9 protein-coding genes and 4 pseudogenes are annotated in these 13,618 nt (G+C 63.0%); 10 read left to right on the top strand and 3 right to left on the bottom strand.

Annotated features, from left to right (window positions below; all coding sequences use genetic code 11):
• Positions 1-307: 307 nt before the first annotated feature.
• Together ACQVLG_RS30355 and ACQVLG_RS30350 are read right to left on the bottom strand one after the other, a co-directional pair.
• Positions 308-952, bottom strand: a complete 645-nt coding sequence (locus ACQVLG_RS30355) for a response regulator (protein WP_034750556.1) — start codon at positions 950-952, stop codon at positions 308-310.
• A 162-nt stretch (positions 953-1,114) separates the two neighbouring features.
• Complete coding sequence (locus ACQVLG_RS30350; protein ID WP_230541112.1) at positions 1,115-1,582, bottom strand: universal stress protein; 468 nt, start codon at positions 1,580-1,582, stop codon at positions 1,115-1,117.
• 467 nt (positions 1,583-2,049) lie between these two features.
• On the opposite strand from ACQVLG_RS30350, the pseudogene ACQVLG_RS30345 reads away from it, so the two are divergent.
• Positions 2,050-2,903: pseudogene (locus ACQVLG_RS30345) on the top strand (protein phosphatase CheZ).
• Positions 2,903-4,793: pseudogene (locus ACQVLG_RS30340) on the top strand (chemotaxis protein CheA). The pseudogenes ACQVLG_RS30345 and ACQVLG_RS30340 overlap by 1 nt, the downstream one beginning before the upstream one ends.
• A gap of 52 nt (positions 4,794-4,845) precedes the next feature.
• Here the strand turns inward: ACQVLG_RS30340 and ACQVLG_RS30335 are convergent.
• Positions 4,846-5,979: a S41 family peptidase gene (locus tag ACQVLG_RS30335; RefSeq protein ID WP_474292246.1), complete on the bottom strand. Its 1,134-nt coding sequence runs from the start codon at positions 5,977-5,979 to the stop codon at positions 4,846-4,848.
• Between the two features lie 332 nt (positions 5,980-6,311).
• Between ACQVLG_RS30335 and leuC the strand changes: the two are divergent.
• The 8 genes and pseudogenes from leuC to ACQVLG_RS30295 all read left to right on the top strand — a co-directional run bounded on the left by leuC (position 6,312) and on the right by ACQVLG_RS30295 (position 13,605).
• Positions 6,312-7,716, top strand: a pseudogene (gene leuC, locus ACQVLG_RS30330) (3-isopropylmalate dehydratase large subunit).
• Positions 7,717-7,783: 67 nt separating this feature from the next.
• Entirely contained in the window at positions 7,784-7,906 is a 123-nt protein-coding gene (locus ACQVLG_RS30325) for an entericidin A/B family lipoprotein (RefSeq protein ID WP_010400408.1), read from the top strand.
• A gap of 51 nt (positions 7,907-7,957) precedes the next feature.
• On the top strand, positions 7,958-8,605 hold the full coding sequence (gene leuD / locus ACQVLG_RS30320) for a 3-isopropylmalate dehydratase small subunit (protein ID WP_474292244.1): 648 nt from the start codon (positions 7,958-7,960) through the stop codon (positions 8,603-8,605).
• Between the two features lie 11 nt (positions 8,606-8,616).
• Positions 8,617-9,686: pseudogene (leuB, locus tag ACQVLG_RS30315) on the top strand (3-isopropylmalate dehydrogenase).
• Positions 9,687-9,731: 45 nt separating this feature from the next.
• Positions 9,732-10,859, top strand: coding sequence for an aspartate-semialdehyde dehydrogenase (asd, locus tag ACQVLG_RS30310; RefSeq protein WP_474292242.1), 1,128 nt, complete (start codon positions 9,732-9,734; stop codon positions 10,857-10,859).
• A 261-nt stretch (positions 10,860-11,120) separates the two neighbouring features.
• Positions 11,121-11,786 carry a type IV pilus assembly protein FimV gene (locus ACQVLG_RS30305; RefSeq protein WP_474292240.1) on the top strand — a complete coding sequence of 222 codons (666 nt, stop codon included), beginning with the start codon at positions 11,121-11,123 and terminating at the stop codon, positions 11,784-11,786.
• Positions 11,747-12,268: a type IV pilus assembly protein FimV gene (locus ACQVLG_RS30300; protein ID WP_474292238.1), complete on the top strand. Its 522-nt coding sequence runs from the start codon at positions 11,747-11,749 to the stop codon at positions 12,266-12,268. Before ACQVLG_RS30305 ends, ACQVLG_RS30300 begins: the two co-directional genes overlap by 40 nt.
• On the top strand, positions 12,265-13,605 hold the full coding sequence (locus tag ACQVLG_RS30295; RefSeq protein WP_474292236.1) for a motility hub landmark protein FimV: 1,341 nt from the start codon (positions 12,265-12,267) through the stop codon (positions 13,603-13,605). The genes ACQVLG_RS30300 and ACQVLG_RS30295 overlap by 4 nt, the downstream gene beginning before the upstream one ends.
• The last annotated feature ends 13 nt before the right edge of the window (positions 13,606-13,618 follow it).

The raw sequence follows: 13,618 nt of genomic DNA, 5'->3' as shown, positions 1-13,618 counted from the left end.
GCGGGTTTCAGGCGTTTGCGTGGACAGCATGTTCATCTCCTGGTGACAGGTAGTTCAGAGTTGAATGACGGGGTGCACAGGGCGGCGGGCGGGCAAGGGCCGGCGGCGCGCGTCCAGGCAGGTAATGCTCAATTCGCTGAAGACTTGCTGTGTGATGAAATAACTTCCCAGCAACTTGATTACTGGTTTCAGTATGCCAACAACCGTATGCAATTAATATCAGCAGTGGCTGAATATGGCAGTAGGAGCTGTGGTAGATGAAGTAGGATTGTTCCTACAGTCGACGCGCGGGCGCGCGCCGTTGGACTTAGGTCTTGAAGGGGGAGAGCAGGCGGTGCGCGACGGCATACTGGACCATTTCAGACAGCGAGCTCATGCCCATCTTTTGCATGATGCGCGTCTTGTGCGTACTCACGGTCTTGACGCTCAGGTGCAGATTGTTGGCGATTTCCGTGATCGACTTGCCTGCCACCAGCAGGGAAAAGACTTCGAATTCGCGGTCCGACAACTGTTTATGCAGCAAGCTTTCATTCGGCATCATGATGTTGAGCACGAGTTGCTCCGCCACCTCGGCGCTGATGTAGGGACGGCCCGACGCCACCTTGTGGATGGCGCCCACCAGCTGGGTGCCCGCGCTTTCCTTGGTCAGATAGCCTTGCGCGCCGGCGCGGATGGCGCGCACCGCATATTGTTCTTCCTCGTGCATGGTGAGGATCAGGATGGCCAGCTTGGGTGCTTCGCTGCGGATTTGCCGGATCAGGTCGACACCGCTGCGGCCCGGCATCGACAGGTCGAGCAGCAACAGATCGAAGCCGCCCTGGCGCACGTGGTTGAGCACTTCGAAGCCGTCGATGGCTTCACCCACGATATCGATATCCGGTGCGCCGTCGAGGATGCGCTTCAATCCTTCACGCATGATGGTGTGGTCGTCGGCAATCACAATACGTATCATAGGCGGGCAATCTGGAAGCGTGTAGTCTGCTCTGGCCGTTTCGTGGCGGCCAATTGTTGAGAAGCGAGAAACATTGTCATTTTAACTGAAATGGCCGCGGATTTGCCTTTTTCTTAATGTGCAGGTGTGCAGGCCGCGGCGGCCCCATGGCCATGTGACCCCTTATTTCGTCGGGGGTTCCTTGATCAGCCTATGCACGAGCACCGGCAATTTCGAGTGCGACAGCACTTTATTGGTCACGCTGCCCAGCAGCAACTGACCCCAGCCGCTGCGGCCATGCGAGCCCATGAAGATCAGGTCGCATTGCTGCAATTGCGCCACTTCCACGATTTTCAGGGCCGGGCTGTCGGAAAAGGCCGTCAAGCCCGTCGCTTGCAGGCCCCGCTTGGCCGCCGCGTCGAGGATGGGCTGCCAGTGGTCGGCGCCCGCCTTGCGCATGGCGATGCGGTATTCCTCTTCGCTGGGATAGCTTGGTGGAATGATTTCGATGTACACCGGGTACTGGTATTCGGGCGCCACGTACACGGCAAGGATATCGGCGTGCATCTGTTCGGCAAAGGCAACGCCGGCACAGGCCGTCAAGTTGGAGACGGTGGAACCGTCCGTGGCGATCAGAATTTTCTTATACATGGCAGGTCCTTTGGCGGTGACTCAGCGCGCGCAACGCCTCTTATTGTAGACGGGGCGGCAGCATTGTATTCATGTAAAGACTTGATAATTATCAATACAACTGCACCTTCAGTATAGACAACATTGGCAGAAAGATCGTGTTTTACCTGCAACGATGTCCGTATGGCGCTGTTGCGCAGGCGCCCGGGAGCAGGATTTCTTGTGTCATGCGTGGTCTTGCACGCACGCCAATGGTAGTATTTCAAAATACAACAGCAGGAACACTTATTTCCTGACGGAAAAGCTCTTGTGGACAAGCTTTGCACCAGGAAGCGCGTTTTGAGATTTACCAACAGGGCGGCGCCCTGCTACACTCGCACCATCGCAGCGGTATTGCCTCAAATCATCTTAATCGAGACATTGTGGGTATCAGTCTGTAAAACGCACAGTTCAGGCGGAATTTTGACAAATTATGGAGAAGCAGGGATATGACCAACGCCGCTGATGATTTCGATGCATTATTCGATGAAGTATCTGCGCAAAGTGCGGCAGCGGCTCAGCCCGCACCTGCCGCCGCGCCCGCTCCCGCCGTGATTGCGGAGGACGATTTTGACGCCCTGTTCGACTCCGTGTCGGCCAGTGCCGCCGTGCCGGCGCCAGCCGCAGCGGCCGAGCGGCCGTCGCGGAAGCGGCGCCCGCGGCAGTTGCCGCGCCTGGCGAAGCGGCCGATCCCGTCGACCAGTCCGACAAGCCGATGTTCGAGCGCCTGGGCGGCATCGTGCGCCTGCTGCACGATTCGCTGCGCGAACTGGGCTACGACAAGGCGTTGACGGAAGCGTCGTCGCAGATCGTCGACGCGCAGGACCGCCTGGAATATGTCGCCACCCTGACGGAGCAGGCCGCCAACAAGGTCCTGAACACGCTCGACGAAGGCATGCCGGCGCAAGACGTGCTGTCGAAGAAGGCCAAGGACATGGACGGCCGCTGGACGGCGCTGTTCGACGGCAAGCTGAGCCTGGAAGAATTCAAGGCCCTGGCCGGCGATTCGCGCCAGTTCGCGCAAGCCGTTGCCGAGGCGACGGAAGCGGAAAAAGCCCGCTTGCTGGAAATCATGATGGCGCAGGACTTCCAGGACATCACGGGCCAGCTGATCAAAAAAGTGGTCAACATCACCAAGACGGTGGAAAACGAGCTGGCCCAGCTGTTGCGCGACAACGCGCCGGCCGAGGTGCGCGAAAAACTGGCGCAAAAGCCGGTGCCGCTGATGCAGGGCCCGTCCGTGCCGTCGGTGGCGCTGGACCAGGATAATGTAGACGACCTTCTTGCGGATTTGGGATTCTAATGGACGATATGCTCAAGGATTTCGTCGTTGAGGCGATGGATCTTGCGGTTAATGTAGAAGAGCACTTATTGCGCCTCGAGCGTGATCCTGACAACAAGGAAACACTGAATGCCGTGTTTCGTTCCTTCCACACCATCAAGGGTGGCGCCGGTTTCATGGGCTTGCCCGCGCTGGTGGCGGCCTGCCACCTGACGGAAAACCTGTTCGACGCCTTGCGCACGGGCGCCGCGCCCGTGACGCCGATCGCCATCGAGGCGGCGCTGCAGGCGTCCGGTTTCGTCGCCGACCAGCTGACGGAACTGGCCAATGGTTCTGCGCCGGAAAGCTTGCCGCCATGCCGGAAGAGCTGGAACACATCCTGACGAATGCCATCGAAGGCAAGGGCATGGATGCGCCTGCGCCAGCCGCCGCCGTGGTGGCGGAAGTGGCCGCGCCCGTTGCCGAGGCCGTGGCGGCGGCGCCTGCCGCTGCCGCTGCCGTTTCCACCGCCGGCGCCGATGGCCTGGACTGGGAAGGCATGTATAACGCCGTCGTGCCCGAGGGCAGCCGGGTCGCTGCCGCGCCGGTGTCCGCCGTCGCCGCTGCCCCTGCCGTCGTGGCCGCGGCTGCGCCCGCCGCTGCTGCCGCTGCCGCCAAGCCGGCCGCCAAGGCCTGGGATGGCGCGGAACGGCGCGAAGAGCGTCCGGAAGTGCGCCATGCCGCGCCCGTCAAGGAAGACAGCATCCGCGTCGACGCCGTCAAGCTCGACGCGCTGCTGGAAGTGGCCGGCGAATCCGTGCAGGCCGCCAACCAGGCTGCCGTGCTGCTCGAACGCTTGCTTCAATTCAAATTCGAAGGCCAGGCCGCCACCCTGATGGCGACCTTGGCGGAAACCCTGGAACGCGCTTCGCGCTACTCGACGGAACTGCAGCGGGCGACTTTGGCCACGCGCATGCAGCCCGTGGGCCGTCTGTTCCAGAAATTCCCGCGCCTGGTGCGCGAACTGGCCAAGGACCTGGGCAAGGATGTCGAACTGACCATCGAAGGCGCGGAGACGGAAGTCGACCGCGTGGTGGTCGACAGCCTGTACGACCCGCTCGTGCACATGCTGCGCAACTCGCTCGACCATGGCGTCGAATCGCCGGAAGCGCGCCTGGCTGCCGGCAAGCCCGCCAAGTCGTATATTTCGCTGAAAGCCTGGCAGGAAGCCAACAGTGTCATGATCGTGCTGCAGGATGACGGCAAGGGCATGGACCCGGTCTTCCTGCGCAGCAAGGCCCAGCAAAAGGGCTTGATCAGCGAAAACGCGCAATTGAGCAACGACGAATGTTTCCAGCTGGTGTTCCTGCCGGGCTTCTCGACCAAGGAAGTGGCATCCAGCGTCTCGGGACGCGGCGTGGGCATGGACGTGGTGAAAACTGCCGTGGAGAAAAACCGCGGCGCCATCCACATCGAGTCGACGCTGGGCAAGGGCACCAAGTTCGCCATCCGCCTGCCGATCGAACTGTCGATCGTGCCGACCATGCTGGTATCGACCTCGGGTGCCGCGCTGGCGCTGCCGATGGCCGTGGTGCAGCGCGTCGTCGAATTGCCGGAAACCTTCATGGAAGTGGGCGGCGCGCCCGTGCTGAAAGACCAGGGCCGTCCATTGCCCGTGCGGTCGCTGGCCGGCTCGCTGGGTTACGAATCGTGCAGCGAGCGCGTGGGCATTGTTGTCGCCGCGCCACAGCCGTATATCCTGGCCGTCGCAGCCGTCGATGGTACGGCCGACCTGGTGATCAAGCCGATGACGGCCATCACCGTGGAAGGCATCACGGGCACGGCCCGTTCGGCAGAAGGCGAGCTGGTGCTGTGGTGGGGCTGTCCTTCCTGATGGACGGCTGCCGCGGCACGGTACGCATGGCGGCATAAGCTTTGCTTTGAAAAATCAAGCCCGCTGCGCAGATTGCGCAGCGGGCTTTTTTTATGCGCCGTCCGGTCGCAGCGTGCCGCCTTCCAGCCAGCGCCGCACGCGCACGATCTCATCGTCGCGGCCCGCCTCGTCCTTCGGCGGCGGCAGGTAGATGTCGGGCATGATGCCGCCCAGGTCCACCTGCAGCTGCGGCAGGCGGGCCGAGCGCGAGGTGGCGTATTGCAGGTGGCGCAAGCCCGAAGGCAGAATGTGCAGGCGCAGATTCGAATAGTCGAGCGCGCCGTAACTGTTGCGGCCGATCAATTTGACGTGAAAGCTTTGCCGCGCCGCCAGCAGGAATTCTTCGCAGGAACTGGCGCAGTCGCGGTCGACCAGCACGGCCACGCGCGCCGGCCGGCGCGGCTCGGGCGTCTCCACGCGCGCATAGCTGATGGTGCCGCCGCTTTGCTGCGGCGCGTATTGGCCCGTCTGGACGGTACGCATCTGCGCCACGGCCTGGGCCGCAAAGGCCGCGCATGCCTGGTCGCCGGGCGCCAGCAGCGCGCAGACTTTCTCCTGGCCCGCGATATTGGCCGGCGTGGACAGCCATTCGGCGCCCATGCTGACGATTTCGCCGGAACTGATCCAGGACAACAGCGGCGCATACGTGCTGTCGCTGCCGCCGCCGTTGCGGCGCACGTCGAGGATCCAGTTGGGACGCTGGGCCAGCGCGTCGCGGTGGGTCTCGAGCAGGCTGGCCACGGCGGCGCGGTAGCGGCCGTGGAAGCTGGGCAGGACCAGGAGCACGGTCGAGTCCGACAAGATCTGCAGCGCCGGTTCCTTCGAGGGCGCCGCCTGTCCCGCCGCGGCGGGCTGGGCCGGCGCCGGTTTGGCGATGTCGAGCGCGCTGCCCGGCTTCACGTGCAAATGGCCCTTGCGCCACATGCCCGCATAGTTTTGGATCAGGATCGCGTCGCACGCCTTGCCGTCGGCCGCGCCGGCCGCCGCCGTTGCGGCCGTGGCCAGCGCCAGGTCGAAGTAGGCCTGGCCCTTTTGCGCCAGGTGGGCGCGTGCGCCCGTATCGTTTTCCAACAAGAAAGGCGCAATGGCGCGCAAGTCCTGCGCGCAGGTTTCTCCCGGCGTGGCGGCCGCCGCATGGGCGCCGGCCAAGGGCAGCGCGGCCAGCGCCAATAAATGCAGTTTCATCGAGGTCCCCAGGTGTGGCGGCGCGGGTGCGCCGGTCATTATTGTCGAAATACAATACACGAAAGATTGAAGAAAAAGTATCGTTTTCTGGTCGCGCCGTGGCTCGTTCGGCAGCCTGTCCGCAGATGGGGCCGCCGTGTCGCCGATATGCCGATATCGGCAATTTCCAGCTCATATCCAACAAAGTCGCCGAACTTTGTATCGCCAATCCCACGCTTTTGCCTATTTCGGTTCTGTGTTGCCCAATATATATGGCATAATCCTTGTGGATCACCGTATGACCTGGTATCACTTGATCACTTACTACAGGCTGTGGCAACGCTGCATAAATCATGATGAAGACGCTTTACGACAAACTTTGGGAATCCCACGTTGTTCGGGCCGAAGATGATGGCACGACAATTCTGTACATCGACCGGCACCTGCTGCACGAAGTCACCAGCCCGCAAGCCTTCGATGGCCTCAGCGTGGCGGGCCGCCAGCCGTGGCGCATTTCCGCCAATCTGGCCGTGGCCGACCATAACGTGCCCACCACCAGCCGCGTCGACGGCATTGCCGATCCGGTCTCGCGCCTGCAGGTGGAAACCCTGGACAAGAACGCCAGGCACTATGGCTTGACCTACTTCAATATGAACGACAAGCGTCAGGGTATCGTGCATGTGATCGGGCCTGAACAGGGCGCGACCCTGCCCGGCATGACGGTCGTCTGCGGCGATTCGCACACGTCGACGCACGGCGCGTTCGGCGCGTTGGCGCACGCATCGGCACGTCTGAAGTGGAACACGTGCTGGCCACGCAAACCTTGCTGCAAAAGAAATCGAAATCCATGCTGGTGCAGGTCGACGGCGCCTTGCCGCCCGGCGTGACGGCCAAGGATATCGTGCTGGCCATCATCGGCAAGATCGGCACGGCCGGCGGCACCGGTTACTGTATCGAATTCGGCGGCTCGGCCATCCGCGCCCTGTCGATGGAAGGCCGCATGACGGTGTGCAACATGGCCATCGAGGCGGGCGCGCGCGCCGGCATCATCGGCGTGGACGACACCACCATCAATTACGTCAAGGGCCGCCCGTTTTCGCCGGCCGGCCCGCACTGGGAACGCGCCGTGGCCTATTGGCGCACCCTGCATTCGGACCCGGGCGCCCGCTTCGACCTCGTCGTCACGCTCAACGCGCAAGACATCGTGCCGCAAGTGACCTGGGGCACGTCGCCTGAAATGGTGGTCGGCGTCGATGGCCGCGTGCCTGATCCTGACCACAGGAAAAAGACAGCGTCAAGCGCGATGCGATGGAAAAGGCGCTCGTCTACATGGCCCTGAAACCGAATACCGCCATCGAAGACATCCGCATCGACAAGGTCTTCATCGGTTCCTGCACCAATTCGCGCATCGAGGATTTACGGGCTGCCGCCGCCGTGGTGCGCGGCAAGTACCGCGCCTCGAACGTCACCCTGGCGCTGGTCGTGCCCGGTTCCGGCCTGGTGAAAGACCAGGCCGAGCGCGAGGGACTGGACCGCATCTTCAAGGATGCCGGCTTCGAATGGCGCGAGCCGGGCTGCTCCATGTGCCTGGCCATGAATGCGGACCGCCTGGAACCGGGCGAACGCTGCGCGTCCACGTCGAACCGCAACTTTGAGGGCCGGCAAGGGCAGGGCGGACGCACGCACCTGGTGTCGCCCGCGATGGCGGCGGCGGCAGGCATCGCCGGCCACTTTGTCGACGTGCGGGCTTTGCGATGACGGCAGGGACTGGCGCCGCTGTTTACACTAGCGGTCTCAGTCCCTTATTTCTTATCGAGAACTCATCATGAAAAAACTCTTCGCCCTCCTCATCGCCACCGTCATCTTGTCCGGCTGCAACACCGTCTCCGGCATCGGCCGCGATGTGCAGAAAGTCGGCCAGGTCGTCACTGGCGCCGGCGGAAAATAAACCGCGACGTGCCGGCGCCCTGCGCCGCGCGTCTTACCGAGTAGAAACAGCATGGATAAATTTACGATTTACGAAGGCCTGGTGGCCCCGCTGGACCGCGCCAACGTCGACACCGACGCGATTATCCCGAAGCAATTCCTGAAATCGATCCACCGCAGCGGCTTCGGCCCCAACCTGTTCGACGAATGGCGCTACCTCGACCATGGCGAACCGGGCCAGGACAACAGCCGCCGTCCGCTGAACCCGGAGTTCGTGCTCAACGAGCCGCGCTACCAGGGCGCCTCGATCTTGCTCACGCGCAAGAATTTCGGCTGCGGCTCCTCGCGCGAACACGCGCCGTGGGCGCTCGATCAATATGGCTTCCGCGCCATCATCGCGCCCTCGTTTGCTGACATCTTCTTCAATAACTGCTACAAGAACGGCTTGCTGCCCATCGTGCTGTCGGAAAGCCAGGTCGAGCACCTGTTCAATGAAGTCAAGGTCTTCCCCGGCTACAAGCTGGTGGTGGACCTGGAACAGCAGTGCGTGCGCACCAGCAATGGTTCCGTCTCCTACCCATTCGAGATCGACGCCTTCCGCAAATATTGCCTGATGAATGGCCTCGACGATATCGGCCTGACCCTGCGCCATGCCGACGATATCCGCGCCTTCGAAGAGCGCCACCTCGCCACTCAACCGTGGCTCGCCAATGTCATCTAATCGATAAAAATATGAAAATTGCAATCTTACCCGGCGACGGCATCGGTCCTGAAATCGTCGCGCAAGCCGTCAAGGTCTTGAATGTGCTGGGCGAATCGTTCGAGCTGGAAACGGCGCCCGTGGGCGGCGCCGGCTATGCGGCCCATGGCCACCCTTTGCCGGAAGGCACGCTGGCGCTGGCGAAAGCAGCCGATGCCGTGCTGTTCGGCGCCGTCGGCGACTACCAGTACGACAACCTGGAGCGCCAGTTCCGCCCGGAGCAGGCGATTCTGGGCCTGCGCAAGAACCTGGGCCTGTTTGCCAACCTGCGTCCGGCCATCTTGTACCCGGAACTGGCGGGCGCCTCGACCCTGAAGCCGGAAGTGGTCTCCGGCCTGGACATTTTGATCATCCGCGAATTGACGGGCGACATTTATTTCGGCCAGCCCCGCGGCGTGCGCGAGTGCCCGGACGGTCCGTTCAAGGGCCAGCGCGAAGGTTTCGACACCATGCGCTATGCGGAAGGCGAAATCCGCCGCATCGCCCACGTGGCGTTCCAGGCCGCGCAAAAGCGCGACAAGAGACTGACCAGCGTGGACAAGGCGAACGTGCTGGAAACCTTCCAGTTCTGGAAAGACATCGTCATTGACGTGCACAGGAATACCCCGATGTTGCGCTAGATCATATGTACGTCGATAACGCGGCCATGCAGCTGGTGCGGGCGCCGAAGAAATTCGACGTCATGGTGACCGGCAACATGTTCGGCGACATTCTGTCCGACGCGGCCGCCATGCTGACGGGTTCGATCGGCATGCTGCCGTCCGCCTCGCTGGACGCCAACAACAAGGGCTTGTACGAGCCATCGCACGGTTCGGCGCCCGATATCGCGGGCAAGGGCATCGCCAATCCGCTGGCGACGATCTTGTCGGCCGCCATGATGCTGCGCTATTCGCTGAACCGCGAAGAGCAGGCAAACCGTATCGAAGGCGCCGTCAAGCAAGTGCTGGCGCAGGGGCTGCGCACGGCCGACATCCACGAAGCGGGCACGACTTTGGTCGGCACCGAGGCGATGGGCGATGCGGTGGTCAAGGCATTAGGATAAAATATTTCAATGACGGCAGTCGCCGTCTCATCTTGAGGAATGGTAATGAAATTAGTTGGCTTGGTAGGTTGGCGCGGTATGGTCGGTTCGGTCCTGATGCAGCGCATGCAGGAAGAGGGCGATTTCGCCCACATCGAACCGGTGTTTTTCACGACGTCGAACACGGGCGGCGCGGCGCCGGCCATGGCGAAGAATGAAACCATCCTCAAGGATGCCAACAACATCGCCGAACTGTCCAAGTGCGACATCATCATTTCCTGCCAGGGCGGCGACTACACGAGCGCCGTCTTCCCGCAGCTGCGCGCAACGGGCTGGAACGGTTACTGGATCGATGCGGCCTCGACCTTGCGCATGGAAAAGGATGCCGTCATCGTGCTCGACCCCGTCAACCTGCACGTCATCAAGGATGCGCTGGGCAAGGGCGTCAAGAACTATATCGGCGGCAATTGCACCGTGTCGTGCATGATGATGGGCCTGGGCGGCCTGTTCCAGCACGACCTGATCGACTGGATGACGTCGATGACCTACCAGGCGGCCTCGGGCGGCGGCGCGCAGCACATGCGCGAACTGCTGACGCAATTTGGCACCATCAACAGCTCCGTCAAGGCGCTGCTGGAGAACCCGGCGTCCGCCATCCTGGAAATCGACCGCCAGGTGCTGGCCACCCAGCACGGCTATTCCCCGGATGAAATCAAGCAGTTCGGCGCGCCGCTGGCCGGCAACCTGATCCCGTGGATCGACAAGGATCTGGGCAACGGCCAGTCGAAGGAAGAGTGGAAGGCGGGCGCGGAAACGAACAAGATCCTCGGCCGCGGCATCGACTTCGGTACCAAGGAAATTCCTGTGGACGGCCTGTGCGTGCGCATCGGCGCCATGCGCTGCCATTCGCAGGCGCTGACCATCAAGCTGAAGCAAGACGTGCCGCTCGATGAAATCAACGACATCATCGCCAGCAACAATCAATGGGTGAAATTCGTGCCGAACACGCGCGAAGCGTCCGTGCGCGACCTGTCGCCAGCGGCCGTCACGGGCAGCCTGACGATTCCAGTCGGCCGCGTGCGCAAGATGAGCATGGGCGGCGAATACCTGTCCGCCTTCACCGTGGGCGACCAGTTGCTGTGGGGCGCGGCCGAGCCGCTGCGCCGCATGCTGCGCATTTTGCTCGACGCGTAACAGCCATAAATCAGCAATAATTTGCTGATGCAGATCAAGCCGGGGCAGTTTTCCCGGCTTTTTTTTCGTCCCGAGCCCGTCAAGGCTCAACCATGCGGAGCTTGCATAGCTCTGGGCATGATGATATGTTGATACCTCTGGAAAAGTAACAGTTTTCCCATGTCAACTAAGATGCCGCCAACTATGCCTGTACACACTCGTCCCCGGGTCGCCTCCCTTGCCATTAAAACACTCAGCAGCGCTGTCGCCTGTGCGGTGTTATTGTCACCGGCGGTATCCGCAGCCGAGCTGGGCAAGATCACGGTGCTGTCCGCCGCCGGCCAGCCGCTGCGCGCCGAGGTCGAATTATCGGCCGTCAAGCCGGGCGAGGCAGCCAGTCTGCTGGCCAAGCTGGCGCCGCCGGAGGCCTACCGCCAGGCCAACGTGGAATTCAATCCCGCGCTGAACGCACTGACGTTTGCCGTGGAAAATCGCAACGGCAAGTCCTTCATCCGCATCAGCTCGGCGCAAGCCGTGGCCGAGCCCATGGTCGACCTGCTGCTGGAGCTGAGCAGCAAGAGCGGGCGCCAGGTGCGCGAATATGCATTCGTGCTCGACACGCCCGAAGCGCGCCAGACGCGCGGCGCGCAAGTGACGGCGCCAGTCGAACCAGGCAAGGCCAAGCCGGCCGCTGCGGCGGAGACCGCGCCGGCGAAAAAGGCGGCGGGCGAATACAAGGTCAAGACGGGCGACACCCTGAGCCGCATCGCCAGCGAACTGAAGCCTTCGGGCGTCTCGCTCGACATGATGCTCGTCGCCCTGTACCGCGCCAATCCCGATGCCTTCAAGGGCGAGAACATGAACCGCATGCAGGCCGGGCGCATCCTGGCCGTGCCGGCGCGGACGCCGTGCGCGCCACCAGTGCGGCCGAAGCGAAGGGCATCGTGACGGCGCATGCCATCGATTTCGAAGCCTACCGCAACAAGCTGGCGGGCCAGGTGTCGCAAAGCAAGCCGGCCAAGGCCGCGCAGGCAGCGCAAAGCACGGCCGGCAAGATCGGAGCGACCAAGGTCCAGGAAAAACCGACGGCCGTGAGCGAGTCGCAAGATAAATTGAAACTGTCGAAGGCGGAGCCGGCGGCCAAGTCGGCCGGCAAGAGCGCCGTCGCCAGCGAGGAAGACAAGATCGCCAAGGCGAAACAGGTCGATGAAGCGGCCGCGCGCGTCAAGGAGCTGGAAAAGAACGTCAGCGACCTGGAAAAGTTGATGGCGGTCAAGAGCAAGGCCATGGCCGACAAGAGCGCGCCCGCGCCCGTCAAACCGGCCGAGGCCGCTGCCAGCGCGTCGGCCAGTGCAGCGGCCAGCGCCATCGCCAGCGCGCCCGCCGAAGCCCAGCCGCTGTTCCGAAAGCGAAACCGGTGCCGCTGGTGAAAAAACCGTCGCCGCTGGAACCGACCTTTGCCGACAAGATCAACGACCACCTGGGCGCCATCGGCATCGGCCTGGCCGCGCTGCTGGCCGCCGTGGCCGCGCTGGTGATTGCGCGCCGCCGCAAGGAGACGCCGCCGGCCCAGGACGATATCGCCCCCGTGTTCGAGCCGGAAGCGCCGGTAACGCCGCCATCCGGCCTGGCGCCGGAAGACCAGCAGTCCGAGGCGAGCAACCACCTGTTCGGCACGGGCGCCGCCGCTGCCGGCGTGGCCGCCGCAGCGGGCGCCAGCATGCTTGAAGGCAATGAAACGGATCCCGTTGCCGAAGCCGACGTGTATATCGCCTACGGCCGCGATGGGCAGGCGGAAGATATCCTCAAGGAAGCCTTGCGCATCCACCCGGAACGCCATGCGGCCCGTTTGAAACTGCTGGAAATCTATTCGGCCCGCAACGATGTGCGCGCGTTCGAAGACCAGGCCAGCGAGCTGTACAGCCTGACGCGCGGCCAGGGCGAAGAGTGGCCGCAGGCGGCCGCCCTGGGCCTGGCGCTCGATCCTGCCAACCCCCTGTATGGCGATACGGAAGACGACGCCGTCGTCAGCCTGAGCAAGGGTGCGGGCGACGACGTGCATGGCCAGAGCATGGACTTGCCCGACGATCTGTCGACGCCTGCGCCGCTGGCAGACCTGGCGCCGGCCGAGCCGGTATCTTCCGTGACGGCCCGCGATGTGCGCGATCCCCTCGATTTTGACCTCGACAGCCTCGATTTCGAGCCCGTTTCCACCAGCGACCCGATCGTCATGCCGGGGCCGGACAGCAAGCCGGTCGTTGCCGCGCAGGATGCGCACGATGCGCAGTACGACGCCAGCATGGATTTCGGCCTGGACCTGGAGCCGCCAGCCGGTCCCGTCAATGGCGTGGGTGCCGGTTTGACGCCTTTGCCTGATCCGTTGAAAGACGTGGACCTGGCCCATTTCGACCTCGACGAGCCCGTGGCGCCCGCTGCCGCGCCCGTCGCGGCGGCCGAGCCGTCGATCGACAGCCTGTTTGACGATGCGCAAACACCAGCCACCTTGCCGGAAGCCATACCGCCAGCACAGGAATTCGACCTGTCCGGCATCGACCTGGACCTCAACGATGGTAAGGCGGCCAGCGTGGGCGTGGACGACCCGCTGTCGGCCATCCACATGGAAATGGATACCAAGCTGGACCTGGCGATCGCTTACCAGGAAATCGGCGACAAGGAAGGCGCGCGCGAGCTGATCGATGAGGTCATCAAGGGCGGCAGCGAAGAGCAAGTCGCCAAGGCGAATACGATGCGAGCTTTGCTGAGCTAAGCACCTGATACGA

Source organism: Janthinobacterium sp. TPC_1 (genome assembly GCF_056037845.1).
Note: the sequence above shows the minus strand (reverse complement) of the source record. Positions and strands in the feature narration are given on the sequence as shown.

Coding starts and splice junctions, on each gene's coding strand:
- ACQVLG_RS30355 (WP_034750556.1), bottom strand. CDS start 952: ATGATACGTATTGTGATTGCCGACGACCACACCATCATGCGTGAAGGA.
- ACQVLG_RS30350 (WP_230541112.1), bottom strand. CDS start 1,582: ATGTATAAGAAAATTCTGATCGCCACGGACGGTTCCACCGTCTCCAAC.
- ACQVLG_RS30335 (WP_474292246.1), bottom strand. CDS start 5,979: ATGAAACTGCATTTATTGGCGCTGGCCGCGCTGCCCTTGGCCGGCGCC.
- leuD (WP_474292244.1), top strand. CDS start 7,958: ATGGATAAATTTACGATTTACGAAGGCCTGGTGGCCCCGCTGGACCGC.
- asd (WP_474292242.1), top strand. CDS start 9,732: ATGAAATTAGTTGGCTTGGTAGGTTGGCGCGGTATGGTCGGTTCGGTC.
- ACQVLG_RS30325 (WP_010400408.1), top strand. CDS start 7,784: ATGAAAAAACTCTTCGCCCTCCTCATCGCCACCGTCATCTTGTCCGGC.